The organism is Caballeronia sp. LjRoot31, assembly GCF_964253885.1.
Lineage (GTDB): Bacteria > Pseudomonadota > Gammaproteobacteria > Burkholderiales > Burkholderiaceae > Caballeronia.
The window spans coordinates 1-14,880 of the sequence record NZ_CAXURX020000001.1; the positions used below are offsets into that span (position 1 = coordinate 1).

General features: G+C 58.7%; 9 protein-coding genes. 7 read left to right on the forward strand and 2 right to left on the reverse strand.

Going from position 1 to position 14,880, the window contains the following annotated elements; translation table 11 throughout:
* The 6 genes from dnaA to ACSQ8V_RS00030 form a co-directional block, all read left to right on the forward strand.
* A partial coding sequence (gene dnaA, locus ACSQ8V_RS00005; RefSeq protein WP_436204542.1) for a chromosomal replication initiator protein DnaA occupies positions 1 to 1,593 on the forward strand: 1,593 nt, incomplete at its 5' end.
* Positions 1,590 to 1,754 (forward strand): hypothetical protein, encoded by a 165-nt coding sequence (locus ACSQ8V_RS00010; RefSeq protein WP_436204543.1) that lies wholly within the window; start codon positions 1,590 to 1,592, stop codon positions 1,752 to 1,754. The genes dnaA and ACSQ8V_RS00010, both read left to right, overlap by 4 nt.
* A 328-nt stretch (positions 1,755 to 2,082) precedes the next feature.
* Positions 2,083 to 3,186 carry a DNA polymerase III subunit beta gene (gene dnaN, locus ACSQ8V_RS00015; RefSeq protein WP_158935897.1) on the forward strand — a complete coding sequence of 368 codons (1,104 nt, stop codon included), beginning with the start codon at positions 2,083 to 2,085 and terminating at the stop codon, positions 3,184 to 3,186.
* A 147-nt stretch (positions 3,187 to 3,333) separates the two neighbouring features.
* On the forward strand, positions 3,334 to 5,805 hold the full coding sequence (gyrB, locus tag ACSQ8V_RS00020) for a DNA topoisomerase (ATP-hydrolyzing) subunit B (protein WP_213765075.1): 2,472 nt from the start codon (positions 3,334 to 3,336) through the stop codon (positions 5,803 to 5,805).
* A 306-nt stretch (positions 5,806 to 6,111) separates the two neighbouring features.
* Entirely contained in the window at positions 6,112 to 8,049 is a 1,938-nt protein-coding gene (locus tag ACSQ8V_RS00025) for a methyl-accepting chemotaxis protein (protein WP_436204544.1), read from the forward strand.
* 444 nt (positions 8,050 to 8,493) lie between these two features.
* On the forward strand, positions 8,494 to 9,780 hold the full coding sequence (locus tag ACSQ8V_RS00030; RefSeq protein WP_436204545.1) for a tetratricopeptide repeat protein: 1,287 nt from the start codon (positions 8,494 to 8,496) through the stop codon (positions 9,778 to 9,780).
* A gap of 7 nt (positions 9,781 to 9,787) precedes the next feature.
* Here the strand turns inward: ACSQ8V_RS00030 and ACSQ8V_RS00035 are convergent, their stop codons facing one another.
* Entirely contained in the window at positions 9,788 to 13,225 is a 3,438-nt protein-coding gene (locus ACSQ8V_RS00035; protein ID WP_436204546.1) for an AAA family ATPase, read from the reverse strand.
* On the reverse strand, positions 13,222 to 14,445 hold the full coding sequence (sbcD, locus tag ACSQ8V_RS00040; RefSeq protein ID WP_213765079.1) for an exonuclease subunit SbcD: 1,224 nt from the start codon (positions 14,443 to 14,445) through the stop codon (positions 13,222 to 13,224). Before sbcD ends, ACSQ8V_RS00035 begins: the two co-directional genes overlap by 4 nt.
* Positions 14,446 to 14,679: 234 nt before the next feature.
* Here sbcD and ACSQ8V_RS00045 point away from each other — a divergent pair, with 234 nt between their 5' ends.
* Positions 14,680 to 14,877 carry a hypothetical protein gene (locus tag ACSQ8V_RS00045; protein WP_047895277.1) on the forward strand — a complete coding sequence of 66 codons (198 nt, stop codon included), beginning with the start codon at positions 14,680 to 14,682 and terminating at the stop codon, positions 14,875 to 14,877.
* Positions 14,878 to 14,880: the final 3 nt, after the last annotated feature.

The window sequence follows — 14,880 nt, forward strand, 5'->3', positions numbered from 1 at the left end:
ATGAACGATTTTTGGCAACACTGTTCCGCATTGCTGGAGCGCGAACTTACGCCACAGCAGTACGTCACATGGATCAAACCGCTGGCCCTCGTCGACTTCGATGCCGATGCGAGCACGCTGCGCATCGCCGCGCCCAATCGGTTCAAGCTCGACTGGGTGAAGAGCCAGTTTTCCGGCCGTATCGCCGATATGGCCCGGGATTTCTGGCACGCACCCGTAGATATCCAGTTTGTTCTGGACCCCAAAGCCACCGCGCGCAAGGCGATGGGCGGCGTGCCTGCGCCGTCCGCTGCATCCATGCCCGCTGGCGCGCCGGCTTCCCAGCCCATGCAGCGCCCGGTGCCGCAGCCCGCTGAAAGAAGCAACGGCGGACACGCGAACGCGAGCGCCCACATCAACGCGCTCGCGGCGGAAGCCGCGCAGCACGCGCAATCGCTGCAACATAACGACCAGGCCGACAACGGAGATCTCGACCTGCCGAGCCTCGACGCCAACGAAGCTGCCGCAGCGCGCCGGACCTGGCGGCCGGGCGGCACGGCGTCGTCGAATGGGGAAAACGATTCGGCTTACGAGCGTTCGAAGCTCAATCCCGTCCTCACCTTCGATAACTTCGTCACCGGTAAAGCGAATCAACTCGCCCGTGCCGCCGCGATCCAGGTCGCCGATAACCCCGGCATTTCGTACAACCCGCTGTTCCTGTACGGCGGCGTGGGTCTGGGCAAGACCCACCTGATTCACGCAATCGGCAACCAGTTGCTGCAGGACAAGGCCGGCGCGCGCATTCGCTACATCCATGCAGAGCAATACGTGTCGGACGTGGTGAAGGCCTACCAGCGCAAGGCTTTCGATGACTTCAAGCGTTACTACCATTCGCTCGACCTGCTGCTGATCGACGATATTCAATTCTTCTCGGGCAAATCGCGGACGCAGGAAGAGTTTTTCTACGCGTTCGAGGCGCTGGTGGCGAACAAGGCGCAGGTGATCATCACGAGCGATACGTATCCGAAGGAGATTTCGGGTATCGATGACCGGCTGATTTCACGCTTCGACTCCGGCCTGACGGTCGCGATCGAACCGCCGGAGCTTGAAATGCGCGTGGCCATCCTGATGCGCAAGGCGCAATCGGAAGGCGTGAGTTTGTCGGAGGATGTGGCATTTTTCGTCGCCAAGCATTTGCGCTCGAACGTGCGTGAACTGGAAGGCGCGTTGCGCAAGATCCTGGCGTTCTCCCGGTTCCACGGCCGCGAGATCTCGATCGAGTTGACCAAGGAAGCGCTGAAAGACCTGCTGACGGTGCAGAACCGGCAGATATCGGTGGAAAACATCCAGAAGACAGCGGCGGATTTCTACAACATCAAAGTCGCCGACATGTATTCCAAGAAGCGGCCGGCGAACATCGCGCGGCCGCGTCAGATCGCCATGTATCTGGCGAAGGAGCTTACGCAGAAGAGTCTGCCGGAAATCGGCGAACTGTTCGGCGGCCGTGACCACACCACGGTGCTGCACGCCGTGCGGAAAATCTCGGCGGAACGTGGCACGGACGCGCAGTTGAACCACGAACTGCACGTGCTCGAGCAAACGCTAAAAGGTTGAGCGTTCTCGCGGCAGCACGGCGCGTGTCGCGCGATGCAAAAGACGCTGAAGGTGCGGGAAAATGCCGGCTGTACGTGGGCGCCGACGATGAACAGCCGGAAACCAACGCCGAATCAAAGCACCACGGTGCGGCCGGCGAAAACGCCTGGAACGGCCGCTGATGATCGTGCACTCGTCCGTTTGTCGCCTGCGCCGAAAAGCGCCGCAAAAAGCGTCAAACAATGGGCCTGTTTATTGACGAAATTGCCCCCATTTTCAGGGAGCGGTCAGGTTTTGAGGCACAATACGGGTTTGACCGTCCAGCGGCCCTGGGCGGCGTTTTGGCGCAAGCCTGGCACGTGCGAGCGGTAATCGCCGCAAGCGCGTGACACGAGACCGTCCGAAGGTCATCCATGCGGTGGCAAACGCTTCTCAAAAAGCGGAGGCAAAAGTGGTGACGAATGCGGTGACACTCGCGGCGGACGGCCGTCACATCAACGAAGGAACTCTATGCAACTGGTCAAGACCGAACGAGATAATCTCCTAAGGCCGCTGCAAACCGTGAGCGGAATCGTCGAACGCCGTCATACGTTGCCGATCCTCGCCAATTTGCTGATCACGAAGACTGGCGCCGACGTGTCGTTCCTCTCGACCGATCTCGAACTTCAGATCACCACGCGTGCCGACTTCGGCACGGGCAGCGATCAGGTCGCCACCACGGTCGCCGCGCGCAAGCTGCTTGACATCCTGCGCGCCATGCCGCCGGGTGAAGTGTCGCTCGATCTCACCGACAAGAAGCTGACGGTACGCTCCGGCAAAAGCCGCTTCGCGCTCCAGACGCTTGCTGCCGATGAGTTCCCGACCGTCAACCAGGCTACAGAGTTCGGCGCGAGCCTGTCGGTTCCGCAAAAGACCTTCCGGCAATTGCTCGGCATGGTCCACTTCGCCATGGCGCAGCAGGACATCCGCTATTACCTGAACGGCATGCTGCTGGTTGTCGACGGCGACCAGTTGATGGCGGTTGCAACGGACGGCCACCGGCTCGCGTTTTCATCGATGAAAATCGAGGGATCGTTCGCGCGCCAGGAAGTGATCATCCCGCGCAAGACCATCCTTGAATTGCAGCGCCTGCTGGAAGACATTGACGACGCGCTGGTTATCGACATTGCCGCGAGCCAGGTCAAGTTCACGTTTGGTCAGGTGGAACTCGTATCCAAGCTGGTGGAAGGCAAGTTCCCGGACTTCCAGCGCGTGATCCCGAAGTCGCACAAGAACACGTTCCTGATCGGCCGTGAAGAATTGCAGCGTTCGCTGCAGCGTGCGGCCATTTTGACGTCGGACAAGTTCAAGGGCGTGCGTTGCCTGATCGAGCCGGGCCAGTTGAAGATCATGTCGACCAACGCCGACCAGGAAGAAGCACAGGAAGAGCTGGAAATCGCGTATCAAGGCGACAGCGTGGACATCGGTTTCAACGTCACGTATCTGCTCGACGTGCTCGCGAACCTGAAGATCGACATGCTGCAAGTGAGTCTCGGCGACGCGAGTTCGAGCGCCCTGATCACGATTCCCGAGAACGACGAATTCAAATATGTGGTGATGCCAATGCGCATCTGACGCGGCCAAAACTAAAAACTTTCCAAGGGGCGCATTGCCCCTTTGGCATTTTTAAGGTGTTTCGAAAAGTCTCATGCAGCGACCGCGCAGCAACCCCGCAGTGACCCAGTAGCGACCCCGTAGTGACGCAGAACCGGAAAAAAACCCATGACTGAAAACCCAATTTCGCAACCCGACAATGCTTATGGCGCATCCTCCATTCAGATCCTCGAGGGTCTGGAGGCGGTCCGCAAGAGGCCGGGTATGTATATCGGCGATACGTCGGATGGCACGGGTCTGCACCACCTCGTTTTCGAAGTGCTGGACAACTCGATCGACGAAGCGCTCGCCGGACATTGCAACGACATCCACGTCACCATTCACGCTGACAACTCCATCTCCGTGACCGACAACGGCCGTGGCGTGCCGACGGGCCTGAAGCTCGACGACAAGCACGACCCGAAGCGCAGCGCCGCCGAGATCGTGATGACCGAGTTGCACGCTGGCGGCAAGTTCGACCAGAACAGCTACAAGGTGTCGGGCGGCTTGCACGGCGTGGGTGTGTCGTGCGTGAACGGCTTGTCCGAATGGCTGCGCCTCACCGTGCGCCGCGACGGCAAGAAGCACTTCATGGAGTTTCATCGTGGCGTGGTGCAGAACCGTGAGCTCGTGACCGAAGACGGCATCACGTACTCGCCTATGCCCGTGGTTGGAGATACCGAAAACCGCGGCACCGAAGTCCATTTCATGCCCGACATCACCATTTTCGGCAACGTGGAATTTCACTACGACATCCTCGCCAAGCGTATGCGCGAATTGTCGTTCCTGAATAACGGCGTGCGGATTCGCCTGACCGATCAGCGTGACGGCAAGGAAGACGATTTCGCGTTTATCGGCGGCGTGAAAGGTTTTGTTGAATACATCAACAAAGCGAAGCAAGTCCTGCATCCGAACGTGTTTCACGCGATTGGCGAGAAGGACAACGTGACGGTCGAAGTGGCTATGCAGTGGAACGACAGCTACAACGAAAGCGTGCTGTGCTTCACGAACAACATTCCGCAGCGCGATGGCGGCACGCACCTGACCGGCCTGCGCGCGGCCATGACGCGGGTGCTGAACAAGTACATCACCGATCACGATATCGCGAAGAAAGCGAAGATCGAGACGAGCGGCGACGACATGCGCGAAGGTTTGTCGTGCGTGTTGTCCGTGAAGGTGCCGGAGCCGAAATTCAGCTCGCAGACGAAGGACAAGCTGGTGTCGTCGGAAGTGCGCGCGCCGGTGGAAGACGTGGTTGCCAAGGCGCTCGAGGAGTTCCTGCAGGAAACGCCGAACGACGCGAAGATCATCACGAACAAGATTATCGATGCAGCGCGTGCGCGTGACGCCGCGCGTAAAGCGCGTGAAATGACGCGGCGTAAAGGCGTGCTCGACGGCGTTGGTTTGCCGGGCAAGCTGGCCGATTGCCAGGAGAAGGATCCGGCGAAGTCGGAGATTTATATCGTCGAGGGCGACTCGGCAGGCGGATCGGCGAAGCAAGGGCGCGACCGGAAGTTCCAGGCCATCCTGCCGTTGCGCGGCAAGGTGCTGAACGTGGAGCGCGCGCGTTTCGACAAGCTGATTTCATCGGAGCAGATCGTGACGCTGGTCACGGCGCTCGGGACCGGGTTGGGTAAGGACGATTACAACCTCGAGAAGTTGCGCTATCACCGCATCATCATCATGACCGACGCGGACGTGGACGGTGCGCACATCCGTACGCTGCTGTTGACCTTCTTTTATCGGCAGATGCCGGAGATTGTGGAACGCGGGTTTATTTATATCGCGCAACCGCCGCTTTACAAGATCAAGGCGGGTAAGGACGAGCGGTATCTGAAGGACACGCACGAGCTGAATCAGCATATGTTGAAGCTCGCATTGCAGGGCTCGGAGTTGACTGCTGCTGAGGGCGCGACACCGATTACCGGCGATGCCCTCGGTGAATTGGCGCGTGCCTATTTGCTCGCGCAAGCGGTGGTGGATCGTCTCAGCCGGTTTTACGACGTCAATGCGCTTGGCGCGGTGATGGATGGCATCGAGCTGGACTTGTCGACGCAAGAATCCACCGTTGCTTCGGCTGCCGCTTTGCAGGCGGCTTTGCGTGCCGATCCGTTGAAGCCGGAAGTGACGGTCGAGCCGGCTTACGACGCGGTGCGCGAGATCCGGTCGCTGCATATCAATCGCCGGCATCACGGGAACGTGAAGGTTTCGGTTATCGATGAAGACTTCCAACTGACTGCGGATTACAAGCAACTGCAGACGACCGCGAATACGTTCAAGGGTTTGATCGGACCGGGAGCGATGATCAAGCGCGGCGAGCGGTCGATGGCGGTGACTGACTTCAAGAGCGCGATGAAGTGGTTGATCGCCGATGCGGAGCGTAATGTGACCAAGCAGCGGTATAAGGGCTTGGGCGAAATGAACCCGTCGCAGCTGTGGGAAACGACGATGGATCCGACCGTAAGGCGTTTGTTGCGCGTTCAGATTGAAGACGCAATTGCAGCCGATGGGATCTTTACGACGCTGATGGGCGATGACGTTGAACCGCGTCGCGCGTTTATTGAATCGAACGCGTTGCGGGCGGGGAATATTGACGTTTGAGATTGTGACTATCTTGAGATAGTCGGCAGGACGATCAACAACTCGCTTGAAAAAAGCCAGTCACATCTTTGGATGTGACTGGCTTTTGTTTTTGATGGCTTGCCCACATGAATCCACTTCAAGCCTGGTTTTCCGCACCATATAGGCGCACTCCAAGCACAACTTTTGTGCGCCACCGAAATATCCTTCTCAAACGGTTCAGATTGAGCTTAGACACGCCGTTATGCCCCATAACTCTGGCCTTTTAGCGACGGACATCCCGTCGCTAAAACGCCAGTTCGCAACACCGAAAAGGGGAAGTTAGTGATGCGTTTGTTTGCACCCGGCATGGCTCTGATGGGCCGCCTGACCATGCCGAAAAAGCTGGTTGTTCTTGCGTTGCTGTTCCTCTTGCCACTCTCAGCCTGTCTTTATTCCACGCTGCACGATGCCACGCAGGCCTATACCTCGACGCAACAGGAACTAGAAGGCGTATCTCTGCTTGAAACCAGCGAAGCGCTGATCAAGTCGGTGCAAAAACGCCGTGGCGCCAGCGCCGCACTCATGGCTGGCAACGATACCTTGCGTTCAGCCTTCGACAGTGCCAACACCGAGTCTGAACGCCTGGTCAACGTGCTGCGCGATGAGGCTGCATCGACTAAAACCTTCAACATGAAGGATCAGGCCGATGCCCTGGCCAGCCAGTATTCCCGGCTGTCTGCCATGCCGCTTTCGGGCAATGCCAAGGACCTCTTCGACGCACACACCGCACTCGTACGCGCAATCTTTGCCTTCACCAGCAACCTCGCTGACAGCTCCCAACTCGCGCTCGACCCGGAACCCGCGACTTACTATCTGATCAACACCGTCGTGTTCTCGCTCCCGGATGCTGCTGAAATGGCGGCTATCGCGCGCGGCAAGGGAGCCGCCGCGCTGAGCGCGGCCGAGCTGAATCCCGCGGATCGTGGCGCGCTTGGCGTGTACGCCGTGATGCTCCGCGATCAGATTGAAATCGTGCGGCAGGATCTTTCGCGGGTTACGCGAGCACTCGATGGCTCGACGGCATCGCAACAAGTGGGAACCCTCAGCTTCGACGACTTCGACACGTTCAGCAAGACTGTCGCGAGCGTTGCATCGGATACGGGAGCGCCCAAGGTCGACGCAAACGGCTACTTCGCGATGGGGACGGGCGCCGTCGATTCGATGTATGGCGCGCATGCCAAACTCTCCACGCTGTTGCGCGATTTGCTCGCCGATCGCGCCAGCGCAGAGGCGCGCCGAGTGTGGACAATGAGTCTGCTTAGTGCAGGCTCGGTGGGCCTCGCACTCTACTTATTCTTCGCCTTCGCTCAACGCACCAGCGACGACGTGAGGGAAATCGCCGAGTGCATGGCGAGCGCGGGCGCGGGGGACCTCAGGAACCGGCTGGATGTCACCGGTCGCGATGAACTGGCTTCGATCCGCGGCGGGCTGAACACGCTGCTCGTTGCACTCAACGACATGATTGTCTCGACCAAGGCGAGCGCCGAATCAGTGCTCGCGGGTAGCGAGGAGATTGCGTCGGGGAACCTCGACCTGTCGCGGCGTACGGAAGAACAAGCGGCATCGCTTGAACAAACGGCGGCGAGCATGGAGGAGCTCACATCGACTGTCCGGCACAACACGGATAACGCCAGACAAGCGGGCGCACTGAGCCGCGATGCATCGACGAAAGCGACCAGCAGCGGCGAAATCATCACGCGGGCCGTTGCCGTCATGAACGAGATCGGCAAGCGCTCGGCCGAGATGGGCGACATGATCTCGACTATCGAGAGCATCGCTTTCCAGACCAACATCCTTGCGCTGAACGCAGCTGTGGAAGCGGCACGTGCAGGTGACCAGGGCAAAGGCTTTGCGGTCGTGGCCGGCGAGGTGCGGACGCTTGCACATCGCACGGCTGTCGCTGCCAAGGACGTGAAGGGCTTGATCGAGCGTTCGTCCGAACGCGTGCAGGGCGGCACCGCGCTCTTCCACGAAGCCGACAAGGCGATTCAAAGCGTCATTGCGTCGATCAGCGATGTGGATGTGATCATCAACGAGATCGCCGGTGCTTCGGCGCAACAGGTCGACGGCATAGAACAGGTGAACGTTGCGATCGCACAGCTGGATCGCGTCACGCAGCAGAACGCGGCGCTGGTGGAGGAGGCCGCCGCGGCAAGCGCTTCGCTCAAGGAGCAGGCATTGCGGATGGAAGGCGTGGTCGCTGAGTTTGAGGTGGCGCGGTAAACGGAGGGTCGGTTCGAAAGGTGCCGTGGATGGATGCTTGATGATCACTCAAGTCGTCCGCGGCTCTTGAAATCGGCCCCACTAATCAATCGTGAGTTCGGGTCGTAAGCGCCACAAAAACCTCGCAAACCGAGCGGCACCGCAGATTTTCTTATGCGCGCTCGGATTTTCTTGCGATTCTGCTCTTTCCCTCAGATTTTTTTACAGCACGGCGGCGCTGTCCGGTCGACTGTTTCAGCGGGCATCCACTTTCGGTGGCCCAGTCAAAGCCTGGTCAATGCGACCAAGCGTTGATTACACGCCGCGAAATTGTGAAAAACGATCTCAAGCGTCGGCAATGGGCATCGCTCCATATAAAGTCCACGGTTACCTCCGAGCAGTTCGGCGCTGCGGCACAAGCGCGCGTACGAACAATGCCCGTTCGCTAATAACCGATAAGACTTCATGGCCCGACCTAATTTTCAACAAACGAAACAATCCGTCAGCGCGCGCCAGAACAATGCGGCCGCCCAGGCGCGGCTTGTCAGCATCGCAGAGAAATTTCGCGCGGCTTATTCAATCGGCGATTTTCAAAGCGGCGCGAAATTCGCGGAAGAAGCGCTTCAGATCACGCCCGGCAACATGTCTATCCTGCCGGACTACGCCTTGTGCCTGATGCGTACCCAAGCTTTTGATCACGCGTACCGGGTCTATATGAGCATCCACAATGCACCGGCGAGCCAGCGCAAGCTGGCGTCGGCGACATGGCTCGATGGCTTGGTGGAAGTGTGCGGCTGGCTAGGCAAAACCGACGAAATGCGCGAGTACGGACTACGCTCGTTACGCGCTTCCGACGCTAAATGCGGCGCTAATCCGAGCGAGCCGATTCCCGATTCCCCACCGCCCGCATTCAACCCCGCGAACCCCGCAGCAAACGTGATCGCCTACTCGCTGTTCGGATCGAATCCGCGATACTGCGAGCCCGCTGTCATGAACGCCGAGATAACGCGCGACGTGTTCGAGGGGTGGACGTGTCGTGTTTATCTCGATGCAACGGTGCCCGAACACGTTCAACGCAGGCTGAAAGACGCCGGCGCCGAAGTCGTTTTCATGGAGCGCGACTCGGGCGTTCATCCGCTGATGTGGCGCTTTCTCGTGATCGATGATTCGAGCGTGAAACGCTTCCTTCTCCGCGACGCCGACGCGCTGCTATCCGAGCGCGAATATGCAGCGGTACAGGAATGGGTGAATAGCCCATATTACTTCCACATCATCCGCGATTACTTCACCCACACGGAACTGATTCTCGCGGGTTTGTGGGGCGGATGTGCAGGCATCCTGCATAACGCGGTCGGCTCGATGCAGCAATTCGTTGCGAAGAACACGGGCAGCGGGCGCTTCATCGACCAGCATTATCTGCGCGAAAATGTGTGGCCAACGTTACGTAAAAGCGTACTGTCCCACGACGACCTGTTCGGCTTCCACGATGCCAAACCGTTCCCACCGCACGCGCCAAACAGATGGAACACGGAAAAATTCCATGTCGGCAGCAATACGAGCTATCAGGCGATCGGCGGCAAAAGCATGCTGCTCGAAGGCACCGAGCAACGGCTGATTTTCAGTTCGGCAGATGGCAAGCCATTGTTCGATTACCATGCAACCGTTCGGAATGGCGAATGGCGTCTGGACATGCCGTTCTTCGTGGTTGAGAAGATTGCGTCGCAGGAAATCGTCGTGCGTCGCGACGAATAAGCAAACGCTAAGCGCCCACCACTTCCACCGTCGAAAAGCCGATTCCCACGCTTTTCGTCACTCTGATCTGCAACGGAATGCGCTCTTTGAGCGCTTCCACGTGACTGATCACACCGATCATCTTGCCGCTTGCGTTCAACGAATCGAGTGCGTTGAGCGCAATCTCCAGCGTCTCGCCGTCGAGCGTGCCGAAACCTTCATCGAGGAACAGCGAATCGATGGAAGTCTTGAAACTCACCAGATCCGATAAAGCCAGCGCCAGCGCAAGACTCACCAGGAAGCTTTCACCGCCCGATAACGTCCGCGTGTCGCGCGCAATATCGCCTTGCCACATATCGAGCACTTCCATTTCCAGATCGCCCGCAAGCTTGCGGTTCAACTGATAACGTCCATGCAGTTGCGTGAGTTGCCGATTCGCGAGATAGATCAAGTGATCGAGCGTCAGGCCCTGCGCAAACTTTCGATACTTCGCGCCATCGGCGGAACCGATCAGACTGCTCAAGCGTTGCCATAGATCGTAACGCGTGCGTTGAGCATCGATCTGTTCAAATAACGCCTGCTTTTCCACACGCAGCCGATCGTCGTTCTTGAGCGTTGCGCGAAGTTCGCCTTGCTTTTCGCTGAGTGTCTTTAACGTTGCAAGCAGTTCATCAACCGTGCGTTGCAATGCTTCTGCATCTTGTTCGGTCTTCGGCTCTTTCAGCAATTCCGCACGATGATTTTCCGCGTTCGTGCGCAGCGTGCGCACCGTCGTCAACAGATCATCGAGTTCGCGTTTCAGCGTTTGCAAGCGCTCGCGTTCTTCGTTCGGCAGCAGCGCTTCGGTGAACGCTTGTTCATCGGCGAATACGCTTTTGGCTAACGCACTCGTCCATGCCGCCGATGTTTTCTCCGCGCGTTCGATGTCTTCGCTCAGACGTATCGTCAGCGTTTGCAGCGTGCCTTCGAGCGCGCTGGTTTTATCGCGTGCGATTTCGTAGCGCTGTATTGCCGATGAAAACGCTGCATCGGGATCGTTGGTCTCGGCAACAACCTCAGTCTCCAATTCGATAAAATCCGCTTCGCAAGCGGTCCATCGCGTGGACCATTTTTCCGCCTCGGACGACGCCGCTTCAAGCGCCTGCCGCGCGCGATCGCCTTGCTGTGTCAACACGCGATTTTTATCCGATGCCGTCTGCCACGCCTTCCATTCAGCGTCGCGATCCGTGAGCCACGTTTGCCATGAAGTCCACGAATCGGGACGCACGTAACCAACGGAAGTGACCGATTCATCGAGCATTTGTTCTCGTTTAACCAGTGCGTTCTGCAGCGACGCCGAGTGATCCGCGGTTTCCTTAAGCGATTTTTCCGCAAAGCTTTGTTGCTCTTCAAGCAGCTTGAGATCGTGTTGATGCTGGAGCGACTTCCGCTCCGCCGCATTCGCGGCGTTCGCGTGCTGCTCGATCACGGTCTTCTGTCGATCCACCGCAGCAAGCGTTTCCTGCGCGTGCTTCAACTTGGTCGCGTGTTCGTGCGCATGGGTATCGAGCGCGTTTTGCTCAATCGCTTCCAGTTCAAGTTCGGCGCATAACTGCGTCCAACTTGCGGCGTGCAAACCGGCGTCGATGAGCCATGTATCGATACGTTTTCCGAGTTGTTCAATCGCCACGCGCAATCCCGCGATTCCGACATCGATCGCCAAGGCTTCCTTGCGTTTGCTATCTAACGCGCGTTGTTTGTCCTTCAACGCTTGCTCGGTCGCGGAGACGTCGAGCGCTTCATACGCGCTGATCGACGGGTGTTCCATCGAGCCGCACAAAGGACAGGCTTCTCCAGGCTGCAACGCCGCGCGATGACCGGCGAGATCAAGAATGCGCTGTTCCTGATGCAGTAATTTGCGTTTATCCTCGATCTGCTCAACGAGCGTCTCAATCTCTTTGGCGAGACGATCGCGGTGTTCCGGCAGAGGCTTGAACGATGTGTGTTTCTGCGCAAGTTCTTCGCGATCCAGCGCGAGTTGCCTGGTCCCGCGAGCAATCGTTTCGCCGATATGCGCAAGCTTGCCGAACACTTGATGTTGATCCTGAAGCCGCTGACATCGCGTCTTCAAAGCAGTTTCATGCTCATTGTTCAACAGAGTCAAAAGCTTCGTGCGCTGCTCGGCTTCGCCTTTGCGCGCGCACTCGGCTGCGGTCATTGCGTCGCGTACGGCAATACGCTGAGCATCGATCGCCTGGGCTTGCTTACCGATCGTGAGCATTAACTCGTCGCGCCTTTTGCCGGTCGCTTCAATGTCGGCCAACGTCTGCTGGCGCGCCGCGAATTGCTGCTGCCACAACACAATCTGCTCACCCAGTTTGCTTCGATGCAGATGTTCATCGAGTGCGGACTGAATGGCTTTTGCGTCGGCCAGAATCTCGCTTAGTGTGCGTTGTCGAAGCTCGACAATCCTTCCACTTATCACTGATGCCAGACGTAAACCACGCGCCGCATCGAGCGATGCAGCCTGCTTGTCCGTCTTGGCGCTCGCAAGCTGACCAGACGTTGCCACATGCCTGTCGCGTGCTGCGAGCATCGCCATATGATCGACGCGAAGCTTTTCGGCAGGCTCGCTTGCGGCGAGACGATCGAGCGAAGGCTTGGCATCGGCGATCTTCAATTCAGCTTGCCGTTGGTTCGTCAGCACTTGCTCAAGCTGCACCTCCGCTGCCGATAACGCCGCTCGCCAGGCCAACATCGCGCGCGTTGTATCGAGTTGCTTGCCGAGTGCCGATTCTTGTTCGCCAACCGTGGTCTGTTCCTGCTGCAAGCCGATCCGCTGTTCTTGCGTCAGGAGCTGAACACCATCGGCGCGTGCGAGCAGCGTATCCAGCGCAAGCTTCTCATTGCGCGTCCGCTCGAACACATTCTGCGAGATCGTGCCGTAGATATCGGTACCGGTGAGCTCTTCGAGCAATTCCGCGCGCTCGTTCGCCTTCGCTTCGAGGAACGCGGCGAAGCCACCTTGCGCGAGCATCATGGACTTCGTGAAGCGGCCGAAATCGAGTCCCGTGATGCTCTCGACAAGCCGCAGTTTATCCACGATACGCTCGGTCATGATCGTGCCATCCAGACGCGCGAGCTCCACCTTGGGCGCTTGCAGATTCCCGTCGGTTTTGTCGCGTGCGCGACGCTGGCTCCAGAACGCCCGATACCCTTCGCCCTTCACTTCGAACTCCACTTCCGCGAGGCATTCAAACGTGTGCCGCGTCATCAGCTCGTTCGTCCCTTGCGAGACGGTGTCCATGCGCGGCGTGCGGTGATAGAGCGCAAGGCAGATTGCATCGAGCAATGTGGTCTTGCCCGCGCCGGTCGGGCCGGTGATCGCGAACAAGCCGTTATCGCGAAACGGCGGCTGGCTGAAGTCGATCTTCCACTCGCCCTTCAGCGAGTTCAGATTCCGCAAACGCAACGACAAGATCTTCATGCTGCATCCGCCTCGTCAATCTCAGCGACGACCTGGCGATACATCGATAAAAGCTGCAAGCGCGTCTCCTCATCGATGGTTTCCGTTTGCAGGCGGCGCGCGAATACATCGTCGGGCGTGAGCTCGTTCAAGGTTTCCTTTGCTTGCGATTGCAATGCGGCGGAGACAGAAGAACGCTCGCGGCGAATGCGCAGCACTTCAACCGGCAGGTCTGCGGTGATCTTCTGGATGCGCGACTGGAGATCGCTGAGGTAGTCATCGGCGGAGACTACGATTTCGAGCCACACGGTCTCGCCTTCAACAGCCTGAGACGCAGCAGCGGAGACCGCAGCCTCAAGCTCTTTCAACGATCCTTTCACCGACAACAACGGCTGAAAGCACGGCACGTTGAGCACGGTCACGCGTTCAAGGCCGTTCGTCGATACATCCACAAGCAGCATCTCTTTCTGTTGCCGCGCTTCGTCGAAGCTCAATGGGATCGGCGATCCGCTATAGCGAATGTGATCCAGCCCGCCCACTTTCTGCGGCCGATGAATATGCCCGAGCGCGATGTAATCGGCTGCCGGAAACGCGCTTGTCGGAAAGGCTTCCAGCGCGCCCACATAAATCTCCCGCACCGATTCACTCGCGCTCGCACCAACCGTCGTTAAGTGCCCGGTCGCGATAATCGGCAAATGCGCGCCAAGCGTCGCGCGCTTCTGCTCAGCGAGCGCGAACAGCGCCTGATAATGCGCATGAATCGCGTCTTGCAGCGACTCCTGTTTATCGCGTGCGCTCTGTCCCGCGATGCTCTGCAGCACATCACGCGGACGGATGAACGGGATGGCGCAGACGATCGCGCCGGGCTTGCCATCGCGCGTGGTGAGCACACGAACCTGTTCGTCGGGATCGTCCTGCACGGAAGGAATGACGACGGTATTCAACGCCGTCAGCAAATTGCGCGACTCTTCGAGCACGGCGACGGAATCGTGATTTCCCGCCAGCAGCGTCAAGCCGACGCCCGCGTCGCGCAACGCGAGAATCAGCGTGTAGTAGAGCTCGCGGGCGTAGCTGGGCGGCGCGCCGGTATCGAAGATATCACCGGCTATCAGCACCGAATCGACCGCGTGCAGCCGCGTCTGCTCGACTAGCCACGCAATCAGCTTTTGATGTTCGGCCTGGCGTGAATGCCCAAGAAAGTACTGGCCGAGGTGCCAGTCCGAGGTGTGCAGGATTCGCATCGGGGAGTAGGGTGGAAGGCGTTGCCGCGCATCGTTTTAGTGGCTGCCAGTTTAGCCGATCGACCCGCCCCAAGCCGCGAAACGGACCGGTGGAGCTCCGGAAAACGCCGTAAAACGAGGCAATCGCGCCGTGTACGCGTACACTTCGGCTTCTAATTGCGCGGAAACAGCGCGCGCCGGCCTCGCCGGCGCCCTTTTCACGCCGCAACCCCATCAATTACGCTCAAATCAATCATGTTTATCTGCCGAAACCAGCCATGCGGCGCCGAATGGCAACTCGCCGACGTGCTCATCAAGAACGAAGGCCAGGGCCTGATGTTCCGCTGCCCCATGTGCGGCGCGCGCAACAAGGTGCTGCGCCACGACGCGCCCGACGGCACGATCACCTACGAGCAGGACAATTCGGTCCCGCCGAAACCTGCCGCAAAGTAACAA

Excerpts from the sequence above, each read along its gene's own strand:
- gyrB (WP_213765075.1), top strand. The coding sequence starts at position 3,334 with ATGACTGAAAACCCAATTTCGCAACCCGACAATGCTTATGGCGCATCC.
- ACSQ8V_RS00045 (WP_047895277.1), top strand. The coding sequence starts at position 14,680 with ATGTTTATCTGCCGAAACCAGCCATGCGGCGCCGAATGGCAACTCGCC.
- sbcD (WP_213765079.1), bottom strand. The coding sequence starts at position 14,445 with ATGCGAATCCTGCACACCTCGGACTGGCACCTCGGCCAGTACTTTCTT.
- dnaN (WP_158935897.1), top strand. The coding sequence starts at position 2,083 with ATGCAACTGGTCAAGACCGAACGAGATAATCTCCTAAGGCCGCTGCAA.
- ACSQ8V_RS00025 (WP_436204544.1), top strand. The coding sequence starts at position 6,112 with ATGCGTTTGTTTGCACCCGGCATGGCTCTGATGGGCCGCCTGACCATG.
- ACSQ8V_RS00035 (WP_436204546.1), bottom strand. The coding sequence starts at position 13,225 with ATGAAGATCTTGTCGTTGCGTTTGCGGAATCTGAACTCGCTGAAGGGC.
- ACSQ8V_RS00030 (WP_436204545.1), top strand. The coding sequence starts at position 8,494 with ATGGCCCGACCTAATTTTCAACAAACGAAACAATCCGTCAGCGCGCGC.